Origin of the sequence: Tenggerimyces flavus (genome assembly GCF_016907715.1) — a bacterium.
Classification (GTDB): domain Bacteria; phylum Actinomycetota; class Actinomycetes; order Propionibacteriales; family Actinopolymorphaceae; genus Tenggerimyces; species Tenggerimyces flavus.
The window spans coordinates 239828-255734 of record NZ_JAFBCM010000001.1 but is presented as its reverse complement, the minus strand read 5'-3'; the positions used below and the strand labels follow the sequence as shown (position 1 = coordinate 255734).

Sequence of the window (15907 nt, the reverse complement as noted above, 5' to 3'; positions counted from 1 at the left end):
CTCGATGCGCGTGAATGGTGCGGGGTTGGTGCAGCTGATCAACCGCTATGCCGAGGTCGTGGCCGAGAACCGGACGTACCTCATCGAGCTCGACTCGGCCATCGGCGACGCCGACCACGGGGAGAACCTCGATCGTGGGCTCAAGGCCGCGGTCGCGAAGCTCGAGGAGGTCGCGCCGACGGCGCCGTCAGATGTGCTGAAGACGGTCGCGACGACGCTGATCTCGAAGGTCGGCGGCGCGGCCGGTCCGTTGTATGGCACGGCCTTCCTGCGCGCGTCGGCGGCCGTCCAGGGGAAGCCGGAGCTGGAGGCCTCCGACATCGTCGCGGCGTTGCGTGCGGCGCAGGACGGGTTGGTGGCGCGCGGGAAGGCGGAGCCGGGCGACAAGACCATGGTCGACGCCTGGGGCCCGGCGCTGACCGCCGCCGAGGGTGCGCTGCTGGCCGGCTCGGACGCCGTGGGTGTGCTCGCGGCAGCCGCTGACGCCGCCGAGGCGGGGATGCGCGCGACCGTGCCGTTGGTGGCGCGGAAGGGACGGGCGAGCTACCTCGGCCCGCGATCGGCCGGCCACCAGGACCCGGGCGCGACGTCTACGGCGCTGTTGTTCCGCACGATGGCCGATCTCGCGGCGACGTGCCCGTAGCGCTCGTTCTCGTCTCCCACTCCACCGCCCTGGCCGCCGGCGTCCGTGAACTGGCGTCGCAGATGGCGCCGTCGGTGGCTCTTGTTGCCGCGGGCGGGACGGACGAGGGAGGGGTGGGAACGAGCTTCGACATGGTCCTCGCCGCGGTCCTCGAGGCCGCCAACCCCGCGGGCATCGTGATCCTGTACGACCTGGGGTCGGCCCAGATGACTGCGGAACTCGCCATCGAGACCCTCGACCCCTCCGAAGCCGCGCTCGTCCACATCGTCGACGCGCCGCTGGTCGAAGGCGCCCTCGCGGCCGCCATCACCGCCCAGGGCGGAGCCGACCTCGCGGCCGTCGTGGCAGCCGCCCAATCCGCGAACTCGGCCACCCCGGCGCCACCTCCGACTCCTACCGCGCCATACCAACGCGCAGTCTTCACCCTCCGCAACCCCCTCGGCCTCCACGCCCGCCCCGCCGCCCAACTAGCGAGCGCCCTGGCGGGCCTCGAAGCCACCGTGACAGTGGGGACGGAAGACGGCCGCCAAGCCGACGCCCGCAGCCTCCTAGCCGTAGTCGCCCTGTCCCTTCGCGGCGGCGCAGAAGTAGCGGTCACCGCAACAGGCGCCGACGCGGGAGCAGCTCTCACAGCCATCCGCGCCCTGGTCGACACAGGCTTCGGCGAAGGCACCGACCCCACCGGCACCACCCCGGCTCCCCGGGCAGCAACTCACCCAGCCACGCCACCCCCGCCGCTCGCATCAGCGTCCGACACAGCACCGCCCGGCACACCGACACCGGACGCGGCACCGACCGCGCCCACTGGGGCTGCGTCGGCCGCCACCCCGGCGCCTGGCGCACCACCCGAGCCGACCACGCCGGTGGCCGGCATGGCCGAGCCCAGCTCGGCGCCCGGCCGAGCGCCGACTACCTCGGCGGCAGCCGGCACGACGCAGCGGGCGGCACCCCAGCCGACCACACCTGCGGCCGGTACGGCCCAGCCCGGCTCGGCGCCCAGCGGAGCGCCGGCCACGACGTCCGCGGCTGGCGTGCTGCGGGGGGTGGCCGGGTCGCCCGGCATTGCCGTCGGGCCGGCTCGCTGGTTGCGAGCCGCCGATCCCGACGTGTCCGACCAGCCCGTCGGTGACCCGACCGCCGAGCGGGCACGGCTGGATGCCGCGCTCGCCGCGGTCGACCGCGACCTCGCCGCCACCCGCGCAGGCGTGGGCAGCGACGCCGCCGCGATCGCCGCAGCGCACCGGGCGCTGCTCGGCGATCCCGCCCTTCGCGACCCGGCCTACGCCGGCATCGACGCGGGGCACAGCGCCAGCAGCGCCTGGTGGACCGCAGCCACCACCGCCGCAACAGCGCTAGCGGAGAGCGACGACCAACTCGTCGCCGAGCGAGCCGCCGACGTGCGCGACGTCGCCCTCGCCGTGCTGGACGCGCTCGGCGTCCCCACGAGGGGACCGCTCCCCGACGTCCACGGCGCGGTCGTCATCGCGACCGACGTCGTCCCGTCGCAGATCGCCGCCCTCGCACGGGCCGGCGCCAAGGCGCTCGTCGTCGCAGGCGGAGGCAAAACCGCCCACGCCACGATCATCGCGCGCGGCCTCGGGCTGCCGGCCGTCGTCGCGCTCGGCCGCGCGACGGACGACATCCGCGAGGGCACGCCCACGATCGTCGACGGCTCCACAGGCACCGTTCGCCTGGACCCGCCCGCAACCGAAGTGGCGGAGGCCCAAGCAGCGGCAGCCGAGGAACAGCAGCGCAGGGCAGAGGAGCGCGCAGCCGCGGCTGCGCCTGTCCTCGACGCAACAGGCCGTCACGTACTCGTAGCGGCAAATGTCGGCAGCCGTCCGGAAGCGGAGGCAGCAGTAGCGAACGGCGCCGATGGCGTGGGCCTGTTGCGCACCGAGCTGCTGTTCCTCGATCGTGCGGAGCTGCCGACCGAGGACGAGCAGACCGCCCAGTTGGTGGACCTCCTCTCTGTTGTGGGCGATCGGCCGGTGGTAGTGAGGACCCTAGACGTTGGCGCCGACAAGTTGCTTCCGGCGCTTCATCTCGACCCCATCAAGAACGGTCCGCTAGGCCAGCGCGGACTGCGGTTTGGCCTTGCCCACTTGGACATTCTCCGAACTCAAATTCGCGCGATTCTCCGAGCAGCGGCCGGCCGAAAGCATTTGTCGGTGCTAGCGCCTATGGTTACTTTTGCCTGGGAGGCGCGGACGTTCCGACGACTCATTGCCGACGTCTCCAGTGAGCTCGAGGACGAGGGCGTCGCGTACGGACGGCCTCACGAGATCGGAGTGATGGTCGAGGTGCCGGCGGCGGCACTCGCGGCCGACGAGATCTGCGCCGAGGTCGACTTCCTCTCCGTGGGAAGCAACGACCTCACGCAGTATGTGATGGCGGCAGAGCGGACGAACGAGGCAGTCGCCTCGCTCTATCAGCCAGATCACACCGCCTTGTGGCGGTTGTACGAGTTGCTCGTGGCGTCGGCACGAGCAGCTGGGCGCCGGGTCGCGGTCTGCGGAGAGATCGCGGGTGACCCGGCGGCAGCGGTACGACTCGTCGAGCTCGGCATCGACGAGTTGTCGATGGCACCGGCCTCGATTCCCGCTGTCAAGGCCGCCTTGCGGGCGGCCTTGGGAACGGGTTAGCGCGCGGGCGGCGACTGGTAGTAGCCAGGACCCGACTGCTGCGTGGGCTGGTAGTAGCCAGGCTGTCCCGGCGGCTGCGGCATCGCCTGAGCTCCAGGCGCGCCCGGCGGCAAGACGGCCGGCGGCTGCTGCCATCCGGCAGGCGGCGGCTGGTTCCACGCGGCGACGAACGCCTTCGGGTACTGCAACACCTGCTGGCGCGCCGCGAGGAGCGACGAGACGACCTCGTCGTGCCACGGGCCGGCATCCGCACCGACGGCGCCGCGCGCCATCCGGTCGCGGAGGAACGCGAGCTCGGTCACCGCTCGCTGGTACGCCTTCAGTGCCTGCGCGGCGACCGGACCCGACTGGCGCTTCACCGCCGCTCGCCAACCACGGCGGCCGGCCAACGTAGAAAGGAGAGGTACTTCGTCCGGCGCGACCCAGCCGGCGTTCACGAACTCCGGCAGATGCCGGCCGACGGTCATGCGTTCGCGCCTGCGTTGGAGTCCGACGACGATGATCATGATGACGAAGATCGGGACCATGATCGCGACGTACACGGCGATGAAGCCAGGACCACCGGCGAACGTCGCGGACCCGTTCCACAGGCCGTGCAGCAGGACCGCGCCGAGGTAGCCGAGGATCGGCAGCAGGATCTTCGCGGCCGTGCTCGAGCTGCGCGACGCCACGCCGACCGCGAGGCCGGTGAGGCTGGTGAACAGCGGGTGCGCGAACGGCGAGACCACGCAGCGCAGGATGAACAGCTGCAGGCCGCCCTCGAGGCCACCCGCAGCGAACGCGTTGCCGAGATAAAGGATGTTCTCGGTGAACGCGAAGCCGATGCCGATCAGACCCGCGTACACGATGCCATCGACGACCCCGTCGAACTCGCGGCGCTTGACGAACAGAAGGAGGACGAGCAGCAGCCCCTTGAAGAACTCCTCGACCACGGGCGCGGTGACCACCGTGCCGAAGACCTCGCTCGCCTCCGGGCCGACGACGGCGGACCAAGCGACGCTCGCGACCAGGCTGACGATCAGCGACGACACGGTCGCGACGCCCGCACCCCACAGGAACGCGGTTAGCAACATGCGCCCCGGCTCGGGCTCCCAGCGGTCCAGCCAGAGGAACGCGCCCACGACCGGCAGCACCGGCAGCATCGCGAAGAACGTCGCGAGGAGGACGGGGACCGGCCCGGTTCCGATCACGGCCAGACCGATGATCACCAAGATCAAGATGGCCATCACGACAAGGCCGAGGATCGGGAGAAGCACGCGCTTGCGTTGCTGCGCTGCCCACGGCTGGTGGTAGGTCCACGGTGCCGGCCCGGGTGCCACACCCGGCGGTGGGGTCGCTGTCATGTCGACACACCCTAGAGATTCCGCGGCCGAGATTGAATATTGGGGCGAAGTGCACCCGCATGATCGTTACCGTGGGTGCGCGTGACCACACTGGAGATCCGGCGTCACTCGTTGCGGAAGAACACCGCGGGCTCGCAGCTCTCGCAGCAGGGAGTCGACCTGGCCCGCTCGCTCGGCGAGACGATGGGACCGTTCGACGTGGTCGCCACCTCGGTGTCGCCCCGCGCCCGCGAGACGGCGGTCGCCATGGGCTTCGCGGTCGATCAGGAGGTCGTGACGCTCGGCACCGACCCCGGCTTGACTGACGAGTCGGAGACGTCGCAGTGGTGGACCGCGCCGGAGCCGTTCGCCGCGTTGGCGGAGGTGGTCGCCCTCGGCGGCGCGTACCACCTGTACGCGCATTCGCTGGCCGGACTCTGGCGCGACCTGATGACGCCGTTGTCGAACGACCAATCCGTGCTCGTCGTCGGGCACTCGGGCGAGCTCGAGGCGGCGCTGGTCGCGTGCTTGCCCGACGGTGATTTCGCCAGCTGGGGTGGGCCGTTCGGCTGCTGCGAGGGTGCGCGGTTGACGTACACGGCCCGCTTCACCGAGGTCGAGTTCCTTCGCCTGCCGGCGGAGTGACGATCTCGGAGAGTTGGTCCGGGCTGACGACCTTGGCGGTGATCGTTCGCGCGCCTTGCAGCTGTGCCTTGAGGAGCCGGTGGACGCCGTCGAGGATGGTCAGCCGGTCGGTGCGCTGGAGAACGTGAATCGGATGGCTGAGGTCGGCCGCCAGGGTCCGCTCGTACTGCTCGCGGTGGCGTTCAGGGTCGCTGGCCACCTCGCGCGGCGTGACGGCGAAGAACCGCTCGCCGTCGCGCCAGAACGGGAGGTCGAGCTGCCAAGCGAGCTGGTCGACGTCGAGTTCGGTGGGCTCGATCTCCAATGCCCACAGGCGTTCGAGGTCCCAACGGAAGTCGAGGAGTACGTCACGAAGTGCCGGCGGGATCTGCCCGAACAAGGGATGTGGCTGCAGCTCGATCATCCGTCGAGACGCTTCCACAGCCGGACCTCGTCGAACGTGCCCGCCTCCTCCCGGTAGCCGCCGGGGAGCCGAGCCCATTCGGTGAAGCCGAGACCGACGTACGCCTCCTCGGCGTGGGTGCCGCCGCGGCAGCTGATCTCGAGGATCGTGCAGTCCCACTCGCGGGCGTATCGGCTTGCCTCGTTGACGATTCGCCGGGCCAGGCCCGTTCCTTGGGCGGAAGGCGCGATGACGAACCCGCCGATGTCGGCGCGGTGCCGGCAGAGGCGGTGGGTGAGCCGGGTGACGGTGCAGGACGCGACGGCCTCGCTGCCGTCGTCCGCGACCAGCGAGACCGTGTCGGTCACGTCAACGAGGGACTCGATCATCGCGGCGACCTGCTCGATCGTCATGGCGCCGAAGCAGTGCCGCTGCAAGCTCGCCGCGTCCTCGTACCGCACCGGCCGGATCAGCATGGCGCGAACGCTAGCGGCGTGCTGTCCGGGTGCCCAGTGGATTTTGTGCGTCTAGGCTGGGTGGTCGTGCCGCGGAAACCGGATGTCGATCTGCCCGCGCTCGAGGCTCTGCTCCGTCGAGTCTTCGGGCGCGGATTCACCTATCAGCGAACGGAATCCGGGTCGTCGACGCAGGTCTACCGCGTGGTCGTCGAGGGCGAGACGTTCTACGCCCGGATGGCCGAGGAGGTGGACGCGAGCTTCGCGCCGGAGGCCGAGCTGCATCGCGTCCTGGTCGCGGCGGGTGCGCGGGTGCCGGACGTGGTGCACTACGAGCCGTTCGACGAGGCGCTGGAACGTTCCGTCATGATCACGACGGAGATCGCCGGCCTCCCCTTGGGCGCTGCCACGACGGAGCGGGAGGCCGCCTCGATCGGGGAAGCGGCCGGGCGAGACCTGGCGCGGATCCATGCGGTGCCGGTGCAGGGCTTCGGCTGGGTCCAGCGGGAGCACGAGCGGGCGGGCTGGCCGATCCGAGGCGAGCACCCGACGTACGCCGCCTACGTCGACCCACCCTCCGTCGCCGCACCGCTGGTGGCGACCGGCTTCACCGTGGACCAGGCGAACACGGTCGTCCGGCTGTTGGAAGAGGCCATCGAGCTGGGACCGCCGGACGGCGTGTGCTCGGTCGCGCACGGCGACTTCGACGCGAGCCACATCTACGAGGACGGCGGAACGTACAGCGGACTGATCGACTTCGGCGAGATCCGCGGGACGGACTACACGTTCGACTTCGCCACCCTGTGGATGAACGCCGAAGAAGCCCCGCCGCTGACCGAGCACATCGAACGCGGATACGCCGAGCTCCGCCCCCTCCCAGACAACCATCGCCGCCGCATCCACCTCGCCTGCGCGCTCAGCGCCAGCCACCGCCTAGCCATCTGGCACCGCCGCGACGGCGCCCAAGCCGCCGACAGCTGGTTCTTCCGCTTCGTGCGCGATCGCCTCGCCGAGCTGTTGAAGGATCAGCCGACGTGAGAGTCGCCGCCTTGCCTCCGGCGCCGACCCGGGCGGAACTACGCGAGCAGTTGGTGGCAAGTGCGATCGCGGGCGAGGTCGTGACGTCGCGGGAGGTGAACCTCGATGCGTACCGCGGCCTGGCGCGGCGAGAGCGTGGGCGCACACTCGGTCTGACGTTCTCCGGAACGTGGAACGGGTCGGACGTGCTCGCCCTGATGGCCGAGAAGGTTGGCGTGAGTCCCGACGAGAGCTACCTGGCGGGTGTCGAAACGATCGACCCTGACAGATGCCTCGACGCGATCGAAGCAATGGTTGAGCGGCTTCGCGGCGCGATCGAGCGTGGGGAGTCGGTGCTGTTGGCGACCAGTCACGTCGCTGCATTGCTTCCGTTCTACCTGGAGCTGGCCCGTACGTTGGAGCTTCGCGGCTGCCGCATCCTGACTCCGGCGCCCAGCAGCCCGGTGGTATTCGACGAGCCGGAGCCGCACATCGGGACTGGCCCGCACTACGTCCGGTACATGAACGGTGTCGCCGTACTGACAACCGCGGAGAGCGGGCTCCTCGACACGCATTCGCCACAACCGATGGAGGCTGTGCTCAACACCCTCGACGAGAGTGGCGAAGGACAGCCAGACCTCGTGATCGGCGACCACGGCTGGGCTGGCGCGGCGGGCGAGGCGGGCTTGGACACGGTGGGGTTCGCCGACTGCAACGACCCCGCGCTGTTCGTGGGTGAGGCGGAGGGAAAGCTTCGCCTGGTGGTGCCGCTGGACGACGATGTGGATTCCGTTCACTACGGCCCGCTGGTCGCGTACCTGCTCCAGCCCCTCGGGTAGGCCGTTCGACGTCTGCAACGATGGCGGACCATGAGTGGCGCTGTCGTAGCCGAGACCATCGGCACTGAACGGCTCGAGTTGGTCCCGCTCGTTGTCGAGTACGCCGAGGAGATGGCAGTGGTGCTGTCCGATCCGGCGTTGCATGCGTTCATCGGCGGTTCGCCGGACACGGTGGAGAACCTGCGGGCTCGTTATCGGCGGATGATCGAGGGGTCGCCGGAGGCGGAGGTCTCGTGGCTGAACTGGGTGATCCGACTTCGCGACGAGGACTGCTTGACCGGCACCGTGCAGGCGACGGTCACTGGGTCGGAGGCTGAGATCGCTTGGGTGGTGGGGACTCCCTGGCAGGGGCGCGGGATCGCGAGAGAGGCGGCGCGAGGACTGGTCGAGTGGTTGGAGCGGCAGCCGGTGCAGACCGTCGTCGCTCACGTTCACCCCGACCACCACGCCTCCGCCGCCGTTGCCGCCGCCGCGGGTCTGAGCGCTACTGATCAGGTGCAGGACGGCGAGGTTCGGTGGCAGCGGACGCTTCGCGACTGACCGGCCAGAGAACCTCGGTGCAGTAGTCCTGCGGCGCGCGGCCGTCGAGCGGCGTCACGTAGATCTCGCGCGGGTTGCCCATAGGCGTGAACCCGGCTGCGGCGATCTGCGTCCACAGGTGGCGGTACGCGAAGGCGATGTCCTCGAACCGGCCCGTGTAGAGCGTGCTCACCACGTCTCCGCCGGGCAGCGTGACGGGTTCGACGCGTCCGTCGGGCTGGCCCGGCCGTTCGATCGGCCAGCCCACCTCACTGCGCCAGATTCCTTCCGCGTCCTGCTCACTGCAGGTGAAGTACGGCGGTCCAACGGCGACAAGTCCCTGACGTTCGACCGCCGCGAGCACCTCTTCGATATGGCCCTTGTCGGCGACCAGGTCACAGGTGGGCAGGACCACGCCGACGCCGTCCGCGGTGTCGTGGACGAACGAGTAGTCCCGGACGTCCGCTTCAGTCCACTCGGCTCGGATGCACAGGACTGGTTGATCCCACAACGTTCTCCCGACTATCGGCGTCGCGTGCACTGACGGCTCGCCGACCTCTCCGGCCAGCCCCTTCAGTACTCGCATCGCCTCCGTGTTCGCCGCGGCCCGTTCCCGCAGCCGGACGCGGTGGTCGTCGAGGAGCTGCTTGCGGTGAGCCTCGGGGCATTCCAAGAACGTTCGGATCTCGTCCAGGGACATCGCCGTACGCCGCAACCTGGCGATCAACTCGGCCTGCTCGAGTTGGGCGGTCGCGTAGTACCGGTAGCCGGAGCGGTCGTCGACATGCTCGGGGCGGAGCAACCCCAGCTCGTCGTAGAACCGGAGCGCGCGGACCGTCAGCTCTGTCAGTTGCGCGAAGCGTCCGATGGGTACGAGCTCTGTCATGCTCACAACCTGACCCCTCACGCAACGGAAGAGTCAAGCGTGACCTTGGTGTATGTGACCGGTACGTCCGGCGCTGGCAAGACGACGGTTCGAGCCGAGCTCCGCCGCCGGGGCTTCGCGGCGTTGGATACCGATGAGGACAGGTTGTCCCGTTGGTTCTCGAATGGCTCGGGTGCCAAGGTCGAGCTTCCTGCCGACCCGTCGGATCGCGACGATGGCTGGTACGCCAACCATACGCAGCGGATTCCGCCTCGGGTGCTGCGGCAGATCGACGCTGATGCGGGCGGTGGGCTCGTCTTTATCTGCGGGACGGCGGGGAACGAGGTCGAGATCTGGAACCTGTTCGCCCTGGTGGTCAACCTGAGCGTCGACGCCGAGACGATCCGGCACCGGCTGGCGACGCGTGGCGGCAACGCGTTCGGCAGCACGGACGCGGAAGCCCAACGGATCCTTGCCTGGAACGAGAACCGCGACGAGAACTACGACCGCTTCGGCGCCGTACGGATCGACGCAACACAGCCAGTGGCAACTGTCGTGGATCAGCTCCTGCACGTATCGATAGAGACGTACTGACGTTGACGTATATACGTTGACCTATGTACTCTCGCGGTACCCGAGGCGCTAGGAGGCGTATCCGTGTCCACCACTGCACTGTTGAGCCACGATGAGTTCCAGGCCACCGTGAACAAGGTCGACCCCGGCGCGCTGCTGAGCCTTGCGCTGATCGACGTCGACAACTTGGCCCGAGTCAACGACGAGCACGGCCACGCCGCCGGCGATGCCGTGCTGCGTGATCTGGAGGAGGTACTGGCCGGGAGCCTGCCGGCCGACGCGATCCTCGGGCGGGTCGGCGGAGATGAGTACGCCGTGGCGCTTCCCGGAATGGCTGCCGAGAGCGCGCTGATCGTACTCGAGGAGATCCGCCAGCACGTTGCCGATCGCGAGCCCGTTTCCGAGATGGCGCACAAGACCCACCTGTCCATCGGCATCGCCGGTCGTCCCACCCACGCCGGCTCGGTACCAGACCTGTTCAGGGCGGCCGAGGAGAGCGTCTATCGGGCGAAGTCGGAGGGGCGGAACCGTACCGCGCTCTATGTCGAGTCGAAGATGGTCCTCAAGAGCAACTACTACTCGCGCGCGAGCCTCGACCGGCTCGCCAAGTTGTCCTCGGCCCGGAACCGTACGGAAGCCAGCCTGCTCCGCGAGGGACTCGACGACCTGCTCACCAAGCACCGAGACGCTATCTAGTCACCTGACGGATGCCGCGTAGGAGGGCCCGAGTGCGATACCAGAGCATCGACCGCGCGGACGATGCGTGCCAACGGGCCCTCGACGCCGAGTTGGTCGAGCACGTCTGTCGTCGAGCCGTTGGGGCCGACCACCAGGTTGAAGCCATAACCGAGCTGCCGTGGGGGACGTACAACAACGCCTATCGGGTCGACCTGCGAGCGGGGCCGCCGATGGTGCTGCGGATAGCTCCGGAGCGCGCCCGGCAGTACCGCGTCGAGGCTGAGCTCATGCGCAACGAGTACGCGGTCGCGCCCTACCTTGCGGGAATCAGCGAGTTGGTCCCACGCATCCACTTCGCCGACTTCACGCACCAGATGATCGATCGGGACTACCTGCTCCAGTCCTTCCTACCCGGCGTACCCGCGCCAGAGGCCATGGGTCAGTCCGCGCGGCCGCGGTGGGCGAGCCTGTTCCACCAGATCGGCACCATCACGCGCAGCATCCACGAAGTAGCGGGGCGAGCCTTCGGTCCAGTCGCCAACGCGCGGTTCACGTCGTGGGGCGCCGCGGTCGTCGCGCACTTCCGTTCGGTCGCCGAGGATCTCCAGGACACCGGCCACGTTCGCGACCTGGCTGATGAAGCGGAACGTCTCAGCGACGTGTTGGATGAGATCACTGAGCCCCGCTTGCTGCATGGCGATGGGTGGACGGTCAACTTCCTGGTCGATCCCGGGAGTGACGAGCTGACGGTGACCGGCTTGTGCGACTGGGACCGTGCCGAGTGGGGAGACCCCTTGGCGGACTGGGCGATCCAACGTGCGCTACTGCGTCCGGGGACCGAGCGGGAAGCGTTCTGGATCGGGTACGGCCAACCTCGAACTGTCGCGAGCGGCATCCGACAGGAGATCTACCGCGCGCGTCATCTCCTCGGGCTGCGACTGGACCTGATCCGGCCTGGACGGAGCTCTGGTGCACCCACTGATGACGAGATCGCGACCAACGACCAGGAGGTTGGCGAGATCCTGGACCGGCTTCGGAGCACCTGAACGGCTGCATCCGGCTGGCGTAAGGAGTTGATCCTCGGCAGGGGGCGTGCGAGGCTCCGTTCCCATGTCTGAGATCCGCAAGCTGCACGACGACGAGGTCGACATCGACGAGGCGCTGGTGTCGCGCCTGCTGGCTGAGCAGTTCCCGCAATGGGCCGGGCTACCGGTTCGCTTCGTCGCGGCGTCGGGTACGGACAACGTGACGTTCCGGGCCGGCGACGACCTGGCCGTCCGGCTGCCTCGCACTCCGTGGGCGCAGGGCCAAGTGGAGAGGGATCTGACCTGGCTGCCGCGGCTGGCACCGCACCTTCCGCTCGCCGTACCGGAGCCGCTGGCCGTCGGGGAGCCGGGCGCGGACTATCCGTTCACCTGGGGCGTGTACCGGTGGCTGGGTGGCGAGGCCTTTGAGCTGGACCAACTGGCCGACCCGGTGGACGCGGCGAAGGAGCTTGCGGAGTTCGTACACTGCCTGCAAACGGTCGACACGACGGGGGCTCCGCTCCCACCTGACGACGACCCGTTCGCCCGAGGGACGCCGCTGGCGCCGCGTGACCAGCTCTTCCGCGAGGCGCTGGAGGAGTTGCGGGACGAGTTCGACACCGGACTCGCCCTTGCCGCCTGGGAGGCGTCGCTGGAGGCGGCCGTCTGGACCGGTCCGCCCAAGTGGATCCACGGAGACCTGATGCCGGGCAACGCGCTGGTGGCCGATGGCCGGCTTACCGCGGTCATCGACTTCGCCAGCGCGCGGGCCGCCGACCCCGCGGGCGACCTACTGGCCGCCTGGTACATGTTCGACGGTGACTCGCGGCGGGCGTTCCGCGACGCGCTGGGCGTCGACCAGGACACCTGGGCACGCGGCCGCGGCTGGGTCCTCTCCCTCGAGATGATCGCGATCCCGTACTACCGAACCCGCAACCCCGCTGCGGTGTCCGACGGCAACCCGCTGATCCACGAGACCCTCGCCGACTTCGCCGCGGAGAACTAGCACCCCTATCTGGCTTAGCCTCACCAACATGGCTGAGGAGCGGCTGTTGCGGGTCAACGGCGTCGATCTTGGTGTGACTGAGACAGGTTCGGGACCTCCGTTGCTCCTCATACCCGGAGGCGGCGGCTGCAGCGACTACATGGAGCCGGTCGCGCAGCAGATCGACGGGTTCGCCACCGCGTACCGAGTCGAGCCACGCGGCTGCGGACGGTCCACTCATGACGGCAACTACGATCTGGCGACCACGCTGGGCGACTTCGAGGGCCTGAGGCGGCTGCTCGGGATCGAACGCTGGATAATGGGCGGCCACTCCCATGGTGCCTTCCTCGCGCTCGCGTACGCGCTGCAGCATCCGGAGCGAGCTTCAGCCGTTCTCTACATCGCGGGGGCAGGACTGCAGAACGATCGGTCGTGGCATGCGGCGTACCACGCGGGTCGGGAAGCCGGTGCGGATCGGGAAGTCCCCGCAGGTACATACAGGTGGAACGCAGACTGTAACGAGGTCGCTAACGCCGACTACAAGCGGTATGTGCGCCGCCGAAACTTGTGGAGCGATGTCGCGAACCTCCAGGCGCCATTCCGTGCGGTGCATGGCGAACTGGATGTGCGACCGGTCTGGCCAGTGGCGCAGCTCACGGCACTGGTTCCAGATGGTCGGCTTCAGATCGTGCCTGGCGCCCCGCATGATCTGTGGTACACGCATCCAAGGCAGCTTGGTGCCGTCCTTCGCGACTACCTCGCTGAGCTCGGGTCGCGATGACAGCTTGCGCTGAGACCAACGAATTCGGACCGGCCCCTAGGCGGAGACCCGTCCGACTCTTTCCCTTGCGGGCTTGGGCGGACGATGGGATTCGAACCCCGAAGGGTTGCCCCAAACACGCCTTCTAAGTCTGTTTCGTCCAGTTCATATGCGTACAGCATGGTCCCGCTCAGGTGCAGATTATGGCAAGAGAGCAGCACGGACCTGCTCGAACGTTGATGTATGAGGCTAGGAATGAGACTGGAAGCAGTGTGTTGCATGCCAATCCCTGGAGCTTCAGATCCCCTACACCTGTGGGGATCTGTGTGCAACGGAGGGTTGCTGCGTTGCACTTGTTGGACACGACAGCAGTGTTCGTGTCAGTGATCCGTGGGATGTGTGCAACGGAGGGTTGCTGCGTTGCACTTGTTGGACACGACAGCAGTGTTCGTGTCAGTGATCCGTGGGATGTGTGCAACGGAGGGTTGCTGCGTTGCACTTGTTGGACACGACAGCAGTGTTCGTGTCAGTGATCCGCAGGATTTATGCCAACTCAATGCCAGTAACGAGCTGGGGATGGAAGAAGACAGCCCGCCATACCCATCGTAATGTTACCACTACCTAGCGTATACGTTTCATACAACGGGAAGTTGTCAATCAAGGTGGCGATGTCTGACAAGGGTGTGTACGATGAAATCATGGACCTGAGCAGCTTCACGGACCAGGCCCCCGGGAGCCTGGTGCAAATCAGTGGCACTGATCCCGTTCGAGGGGAGTGGAAGCACGCTGCGTTCGTGCCGTACCCGCTGCCGAGAACTACGCCCGACCTATCGCCGTCGACGTACCGCGTAGTGGCCAACGCCCGAGCCGAACTGGCAGCGCTCGACAGTACGGCTAGGCGGCTGCCCAACCCTCGGCTCTTCCGGCGTCCATCGCTTCAAGCGGAGGCGCAGAGCACGTCGGCGTTAGAGGGCACATATGCTCCGCTAGCAGCAGTTCTTACTGCGGATGAGGACCAGCCTCAAAGTCCGGACCTTAAAGAGGTTCTGAACTTCGTGCGTATGGCCGATGTGGCCTTCGGGTGGATTGAGCAAGGGCGAAATCTCTCCGTAACAATGCTCAATGAATTGCAGTTGAACTTGGTTCAAGGCACGGCCAACCAGACAGCCGAGTCGGGAGCGGTCAGAACCCAGCAGGTGATAGTGGGTCGACGGAAGGAGGTTGGTCGAAATGAAGCCACGATATATGCGTCGCGGTTCGTGCCGTCTCCTCCCGGCTTGGATCTCCAGGCTAATCTCCAGGGCCTCCTTGACTGGATGGACGACGACGGCGTCAGCCAGGAAGTCGACCCAGTCGTTGCGGCTGCACTAGCGCACTACCAATTCGAGACTCTGCATCCATACCACGACGGGAACGGGCGCATCGGACGCCTTCTAATCGTCGTGCACCTCCTTACTAGGGGAACCCTCCTTGAACCGACACTGACAGTCTCGCCGTGGTTCGAGACGCGCCGCCATGAGTACTACGATCGTCTCTTTAGCGTAAGTGCCGCCGGCGATTGGGATACCTACGTTCGCTTCTTTGCGACCGGCCTTGAGGCATCGGCAAAGTCCACGCACCGCCGAATGCTCGCGCTAGTTGAATTGCAGGCTTCAATGAAGGAGCGTGTCCGCCAATCGAACCTCAGGGCTGATACCGCACACACGCTGGTCGACTACGCAGTTGCGCACGTGTCTTTTACCGTTCGTGGGGTCGAGCGTGGGCTAGGAATCTCCTATGGTCGTGCGAACGGCCTAGTCAGTCAACTTGTGGATCTGGGTCTACTCGCTCCGCTCCCAGGTGCATCGGGTGCGGCCCGTCGCTTCTATGCTCCAGAGGTGGTGGACGTGATCGTTGGCGATGAAGACTGACGCTTCTCTCCTCGGTCGGGGCGGCTCGGCCCTTCTGGCTCGTGATCGAAGCGCCAGGCTCGACGTGTCGACCGGTGATCGACACCGTCCCTGATGAACTCGGCATGCAGGAGATAGAGCCAGGCGAGATGCATATGGATGACGAAGCCTTCGAACGATCGCATCTCGGCCGGGTCGTTGTACAAGCGGACCGCGAGGCTCGCCTCGTCCCGCGATGCGGCAACCATCGGCCAGTGCTTCTTAGGTCGAGCCATGCTGGCTCCTGTCCGAATGACGTCGGCGTCCCGCCACGAACTGTCCTGGCGACTATGGCGTGGTCCATCTCCAAGATGGCCGAGCGATACCAACACGTGATGGACTCGATCCGGTCAACTGTCGCGCACAGCGCCGATGGACTGCTGTGAGGCGATCACGAGGACCCGGATGAGGGCGTCGATCTGGGCGGCCGGACCTCACATGAGACCAAAACTGAGACCCGACGAGTTCGGACCGGTGCCCCCGTGTTCGGGGCCTGGTCCGAGTTTCGTCTTACCTGGCTGGGCGGAGGATGGGGGAGCGGCTGGGTCCTCTCCCTGGAGATGATCGCGATCCCGTACTACCGCACCCGCAACCCCGCTGCGGTGTCCGACGGCAACCCGCTGATC

Annotated in this window: 17 protein-coding genes; 12 read left to right on the top strand and 5 right to left on the bottom strand. The window is 67.6% G+C overall.

Going from position 1 to position 15907, the window contains the following annotated elements; genetic code table 11:
- The first annotated feature begins 4 nt into the window (after positions 1-4).
- Positions 5-643, top strand: coding sequence for a dihydroxyacetone kinase subunit DhaL (gene dhaL / locus JOD67_RS01355; RefSeq protein WP_205114123.1), 639 nt, complete (start codon positions 5-7; stop codon positions 641-643).
- A complete protein-coding gene (gene ptsP, locus JOD67_RS01350) occupies positions 634-3288 on the top strand; it encodes a phosphoenolpyruvate--protein phosphotransferase (protein ID WP_205114121.1) in 2655 nt (884 codons plus the stop codon). Before dhaL ends, ptsP begins: the two co-directional genes overlap by 10 nt.
- On the opposite strand, the gene JOD67_RS01345 is transcribed toward ptsP, so the two are convergent.
- Complete coding sequence (locus JOD67_RS01345) at positions 3285-4631, bottom strand: PrsW family glutamic-type intramembrane protease (RefSeq protein WP_239553685.1); 1347 nt, start codon at positions 4629-4631, stop codon at positions 3285-3287. The two genes, ptsP and JOD67_RS01345, sit on opposite strands and share 4 nt — an antisense overlap.
- 81 nt (positions 4632-4712) lie before the next feature.
- Between JOD67_RS01345 and JOD67_RS01340 the strand changes: the two genes are divergently transcribed.
- Positions 4713-5255: a histidine phosphatase family protein gene (locus JOD67_RS01340; protein WP_205114119.1), complete on the top strand. Its 543-nt coding sequence runs from the start codon at positions 4713-4715 to the stop codon at positions 5253-5255.
- On the opposite strand, the gene JOD67_RS01335 is transcribed toward JOD67_RS01340, so the two are convergent.
- Positions 5218-5658 carry a hypothetical protein gene (locus JOD67_RS01335; protein WP_205114117.1) on the bottom strand — a complete coding sequence of 147 codons (441 nt, stop codon included), beginning with the start codon at positions 5656-5658 and terminating at the stop codon, positions 5218-5220. The two genes, JOD67_RS01340 and JOD67_RS01335, sit on opposite strands and share 38 nt — an antisense overlap.
- Positions 5655-6113 carry a GNAT family N-acetyltransferase gene (locus JOD67_RS01330; protein WP_205114115.1) on the bottom strand — a complete coding sequence of 153 codons (459 nt, stop codon included), beginning with the start codon at positions 6111-6113 and terminating at the stop codon, positions 5655-5657. The genes JOD67_RS01335 and JOD67_RS01330 overlap by 4 nt, the downstream gene beginning before the upstream one ends.
- Before the next feature lie 66 nt (positions 6114-6179).
- On the opposite strand from JOD67_RS01330, the gene JOD67_RS01325 reads away from it, so the two are divergent.
- From JOD67_RS01325 to JOD67_RS01315, 3 genes are read left to right on the top strand one after another with little or no spacing between them, the layout of a single operon-like run.
- Positions 6180-7130, top strand: coding sequence for a phosphotransferase family protein (locus JOD67_RS01325; protein ID WP_205114113.1), 951 nt, complete (start codon positions 6180-6182; stop codon positions 7128-7130).
- Positions 7127-7948, top strand: coding sequence for a phosphatase (locus JOD67_RS01320; protein ID WP_205114111.1), 822 nt, complete (start codon positions 7127-7129; stop codon positions 7946-7948). Before JOD67_RS01325 ends, JOD67_RS01320 begins: the two co-directional genes overlap by 4 nt.
- 30 nt (positions 7949-7978) lie before the next feature.
- On the top strand, positions 7979-8488 hold the full coding sequence (locus JOD67_RS01315; RefSeq protein ID WP_205114109.1) for a GNAT family N-acetyltransferase: 510 nt from the start codon (positions 7979-7981) through the stop codon (positions 8486-8488).
- Here the strand turns inward: JOD67_RS01315 and JOD67_RS01310 are convergent.
- Positions 8433-9353, bottom strand: a complete 921-nt coding sequence (locus JOD67_RS01310) for a MerR family transcriptional regulator (protein WP_205114107.1) — start codon at positions 9351-9353, stop codon at positions 8433-8435. The genes JOD67_RS01315 and JOD67_RS01310 overlap by 56 nt on opposite strands.
- 39 nt (positions 9354-9392) lie before the next feature.
- Here JOD67_RS01310 and JOD67_RS01305 point away from each other — a divergent pair, with 39 nt between their 5' ends.
- From JOD67_RS01305 to JOD67_RS01280, 6 genes are all read left to right on the top strand, one after another.
- A complete protein-coding gene (locus JOD67_RS01305; protein WP_205114105.1) occupies positions 9393-9926 on the top strand; it encodes an AAA family ATPase in 534 nt (177 codons plus the stop codon).
- A gap of 63 nt (positions 9927-9989) precedes the next feature.
- Positions 9990-10601: a GGDEF domain-containing protein gene (locus JOD67_RS01300; RefSeq protein WP_205114103.1), complete on the top strand. Its 612-nt coding sequence runs from the start codon at positions 9990-9992 to the stop codon at positions 10599-10601.
- A gap of 32 nt (positions 10602-10633) precedes the next feature.
- Entirely contained in the window at positions 10634-11629 is a 996-nt protein-coding gene (locus tag JOD67_RS01295) for a phosphotransferase family protein (protein WP_307782230.1), read from the top strand.
- A gap of 64 nt (positions 11630-11693) precedes the next feature.
- Complete coding sequence (locus JOD67_RS01290) at positions 11694-12614, top strand: aminoglycoside phosphotransferase family protein (RefSeq protein WP_239553684.1); 921 nt, start codon at positions 11694-11696, stop codon at positions 12612-12614.
- Between the two features lie 28 nt (positions 12615-12642).
- Positions 12643-13374: an alpha/beta fold hydrolase gene (locus JOD67_RS01285; protein WP_205114097.1), complete on the top strand. Its 732-nt coding sequence runs from the start codon at positions 12643-12645 to the stop codon at positions 13372-13374.
- Between the two features lie 677 nt (positions 13375-14051).
- The gene (locus JOD67_RS01280; protein WP_205114095.1) at positions 14052-15263 is read left to right on the top strand and encodes a Fic family protein; all 1212 of its coding nucleotides are present in this window, start codon (positions 14052-14054) and stop codon (positions 15261-15263) included.
- On the opposite strand, the gene JOD67_RS42330 is transcribed toward JOD67_RS01280, so the two are convergent.
- Positions 15218-15490, bottom strand: coding sequence for a DUF3644 domain-containing protein (locus JOD67_RS42330; RefSeq protein ID WP_372442358.1), 273 nt, complete (start codon positions 15488-15490; stop codon positions 15218-15220). The genes JOD67_RS01280 and JOD67_RS42330 overlap by 46 nt on opposite strands.
- Positions 15491-15907: the final 417 nt, after the last annotated feature.